The sequence below is a fragment of the Bacteroidales bacterium genome (genome assembly GCA_018334875.1).
Lineage (GTDB): Bacteria > Bacteroidota > Bacteroidia > Bacteroidales > UBA12077 > JAGXLC01.
Genome location: JAGXLC010000499.1, coordinates 1 through 2,797, shown reverse-complemented (window position 1 = coordinate 2,797; position 2,797 = coordinate 1). Strand labels below are relative to the sequence as shown.

General features: G+C 45.5%; 3 protein-coding genes. All 3 read right to left on the bottom strand.

Annotation, left to right across the window (positions count from 1 at the left end; genetic code table 11):
* A partial coding sequence (locus KGY70_20405; GenBank protein ID MBS3777567.1) for a sodium/solute symporter occupies positions 1 to 1,304 on the bottom strand: 1,304 nt, incomplete at its 3' end.
* Between the two features lie 12 nt (positions 1,305 to 1,316).
* The gene (locus tag KGY70_20400; protein MBS3777566.1) at positions 1,317 to 2,576 is read right to left on the bottom strand and encodes a methyltransferase; all 1,260 of its coding nucleotides are present in this window, start codon (positions 2,574 to 2,576) and stop codon (positions 1,317 to 1,319) included.
* 30 nt (positions 2,577 to 2,606) lie between these two features.
* Positions 2,607 to 2,797: hypothetical protein (locus tag KGY70_20395; protein MBS3777565.1), on the bottom strand; the 191-nt coding region annotated here is incomplete at its 5' end.

Sequence of the window (2,797 nt, the reverse complement as noted above, 5' to 3'; positions counted from 1 at the left end):
CCGAATACCAATGTGTAATGGCCCGCTTTGGGAGTGCCTCTTTTCGACATCACCCCGAAAATAAATACCACCGAGATGGAGGGAGACAGTATAGCCAGCAGATCGTTGATGGCCTCAAAAATACTGGGGAATTGGGCTATCAAAGGGGACCATGCTATGGCAATCACAATAACCGTTAAAATGGTGGCCCTTCCGATGATCAAAAGCTTTCTTTCGGAAACGTTAGGGCGGTGTTGTTTGACTATATCGTTAGAAACCAAAGTACCCGCACTGTTCAGTGCCGCTGCTATGGTACTCATCAAAGCGGCCAGAAGCGCTGCTGCCATCAAGCCTCTCAGGCCTACGGGCAATACTTCCACAATTAATACGGGTAAAGCATCATCGGCTACATCAATCTGCCCACTCAAAAGTACGTAGGCAAAAACTCCGGGGAAAACCATTATGAAAACAGGAAGTATTTTAATAAATCCCGCAAAGATAGGGCCGATCTGACCATCTTTCATGGTTTTGGCTCCCAGTACTTTCTGCACAATGGTTTGGTCGGCACACCAGTAATTCAATCCCAGCACGGGAAATCCCAGGGCAAAAGCCCACCAGGGAAGCGGTGACTCGGAGGATGTATGCAGAACACTAAGTTGGTCAGGTTTTACTGCTTCTTTCAAATCGGAATAGTTATATATACCATGTTCAGGCAGAGCAAACATGGCAATAAGGGTTAAAGCCGTGGCTCCAACTATAAGAACTCCCGTTTGTAAAGTTTCGGTCCATACAATGGCTTTCAATCCGCCTACTATGGCATAGATCAGTGTTGCAGCGGCTATACTAAGAATTGCCGTGTATCTTTCAATACCAAAAAAATTCTCAAAAATCAATCCCCCTGCATACAAACTCACCCCAATGTGCAGAAACAAGGCGGTAAAGAGCGATATCACTGCCAGCATGGATCTGGTAGCTTTATTATACCGCCACTCCAGAAACTGAGGAAGTGTTGTGTTTTTTGTCCTGAAATAAAAAGGGGCAAATATTAAACCCAATACAATAAGAAGAAAAGGGGCACCCCACTCAAAATTTCCCCATACAATCCCATCTGCATATCCCTGACCTGCCAGGCCTACCATATGGATGGTGGAAATATTGGCGGCAAACAGGGAAGCTCCTATAAGGGGCCACTTCAAAGACCGGCCGGCCAGGAAAAATCCTTCGCTGGAGCCTTTTTTTCGCGATAAACCGGCATAGACTCCTATGCCTATTATGACTATTAAATAAACAACAATTACAGCATAATCAATATATGGAATATCCATAAGCTTGTTTTTTTAAGTGAAGTTTATCGGCTTGTCTCCATTAAATTCTTTTATGGCATTAAACATGGCAATGATATTTTCCGGGGGCACCTCCGGGAGAATGTTGTGTATTGTATTAAAAACAAAACCTCCCTCCTTAGAAAATATCTCAAGGCGCTGAAGTACCTCATCCCTGACTTGTCCGGGAGTGCCTTTATTTAAAGTGCCAGCCGTTTCAACTCCGCCTCCCCAAAAGGTGATATCTCTTCCAAATTCGTTTTTCAGTTTTTGGGGTTCCATATCCCTGGTTTGGGTCTGTACAGGATTTAAAATATCAAAGCCGGCCTCTATCAGATCAGGAATCAACTGATAGATTGAACCGCACGAATGCAAAAAGGTATACATGTTGCTGTGCTGTTTTACATAATCGCACAATTGTTTGTGTCTTGGCTTGAAGAAACGTCGGTAAATTTCGGGGTCCATCAGAGGGCCATTCATGGCTCCGAGGTCATCGCCAACCCGTATGATATCCACAATGTCTCCCACGTATTCGCTTATCTTTGATAGCATTTGAAGATGGCGTTCCATCAATCCATCGAGAAGGGCTTCAACATTGTCCGGCTCAAGGTAGAGATCCATCAGAAAATTGTCCATCCTACGGATAAAATTTCCCCATTCGAACAAGTTGCCGCCGGCAACCACCATCAAGGCCTTATCTGTAGTTTGTCTCAACTCAAGCGTTCTCCTTCTCAGTTCCTGCCAAAATCCAGGCATATCAGCATTATCCCACGGGCTGTGGACAAATGCGGCCCACGGAACATGGGCCATGGCCTCATCCAGGCCTTCCGCGTTTGGGGGATAGCCGTCAACCCAGGGGAAATAGGTCTGGTCAAAAAAAGTCGAGTCTTCTGGCATTTTGGCAATAGCCTTTCCCGTCCCTGCCCTGGCAATCCAGTCTCCGTTGGCATCCTTTTCCGGATTAAACCATTTGGGATAATAAGCTTTTGTACCGTCAGCGAGTACCGTGGGATGCCAGTGTTCTTCCTTTTCGTTGAACATCCTTCCGATATCCAGTACATCAACCCCGAAAAGCCCGAGTATTTCATCATCGGGCTGGGCCAGTTGCTGTACGATATCGTAAATCTTCACTTTGAAATCTTTTCCAAGGTATTTTACCAGGTTGGAATAAGCAATGGCTGAAATACCGGAGCTTGGGTTGCTGCCAAGATCCACAGGTACTTTATCAGGTTCTTTGTGCGCAACAGCGCTCATCACACGATATCTTGAATTCATATTGAACGGTTTTATTGATTCATAATGTCATCACTTTCTTTCCAGCTCAATCGTCTGGCCGGGCTCTGTCTGGATGGTAAGAATTCCATCCTCTGTTTGATGGGGAAGTCCTTCCAGGCCAGTGATCTGATCACCCAGGGGATTTTTCAACCGCAGCTTGCCGCCCTTTTCCGATTGTATTTGTAGAGAAACCGTCTGTCCGTTTTTTCTTTCCGCAGAAA

Coding starts and splice junctions, on each gene's coding strand:
- KGY70_20400 (MBS3777566.1), bottom strand. CDS start 2,576: ATGAATTCAAGATATCGTGTGATGAGCGCTGTTGCGCACAAAGAACCT.